This window comes from Bradyrhizobium erythrophlei (assembly GCF_042430365.1).
In the GTDB taxonomy this organism is placed as follows: domain Bacteria; phylum Pseudomonadota; class Alphaproteobacteria; order Rhizobiales; family Xanthobacteraceae; genus Bradyrhizobium; species Bradyrhizobium erythrophlei.
In genome coordinates this window covers 20,867-21,770 of the sequence record NZ_JBHMET010000217.1, presented here as the reverse complement: position 1 = coordinate 21,770, position 904 = coordinate 20,867, and the positions used below count along the sequence as shown (strand labels likewise).

1 protein-coding gene is annotated in these 904 nt (G+C 62.1%); it reads left to right on the top strand.

All coding sequences use genetic code 11. From position 1 onward, the window contains the following. The first annotated feature begins 74 nt into the window (after positions 1 to 74). Entirely contained in the window at positions 75 to 371 is a 297-nt protein-coding gene (locus ACFFWD_RS30100; protein ID WP_376971527.1) for a DUF1127 domain-containing protein, read from the top strand. Positions 372 to 904 lie beyond the last annotated feature (533 nt).

The window sequence follows — 904 nt, the reverse complement described above, 5'->3', positions numbered from 1 at the left end:
GCCGGTCAAGCGTGCCTGCCGATCTCGCGGCACCCTCGTGCCGGTGGAAAGACACCGTCCGAGGAGGCGCCGCAATGAGCACGACGCTCGGTACAACATGGTTGGAGCGGACGTCCGTATCGACACGGCACGTCTCCAGCCTCATCTGGAAATACTGGGATGCCTTTCAGGAACGTCGCGAACACCAGAGATTGCGCGTTGCCCTCTACAACTTGAGCGACCACGAGCTAAGGGACATCGGCATTGCGCGCGGCGAGATCGACTACGTTGCCGCGAACCGCTCGATCGATCCGCGAGGCATCCGATCCTGGGAATGGCTGCGATACCTGCCAACGGTGGACGGCCAAATTTGGCCCACCGACTTCCGATAAGGGTCGTGTGTCACGAGCGTAGCCGGTCCAAACGGCGACGCGCAACTGTACGAGAGATGAAGGAGGGCCCTTCGGGTTCGGCAATCAGGTGCTGATCCCAAGCCGCTGCAAGCTGCCACGGCCAAAAGCCCTGGTGGTGAGCGTTGCAGTCAAGTCTGGGCAGGAAGTCCAGACGGCAAGGTCGAGAGAAGCGAGCGCAAGCAAACAGTCGATGAAGTGTCGAAAGCGGATTAGGCGATGTCAAAACCGGGGGATGACCCTTCCCCCGGGATTAGCCCGGGGGATGCCTGATACGGCCCGGGCGGCATCCGGCATGTAGGCGGCGCGAAGCTCGACCAGGCTTTCGTATGGAACGTGAGAACCTGCACTGCGTCACACCGCTCGCCTTCAATGGGCGGCGTGAAGGGACAAGCCACAAGCGGCGCCAATCGCGAGGGCGAGAGTACCGACACGCAGGGCAGGGACGGAGCAGCCCGTAGTAGCATTGAAGGTCCTGTAATGGGGCTGGAGCCAAGGGGCTGCGTTGTTCAGCC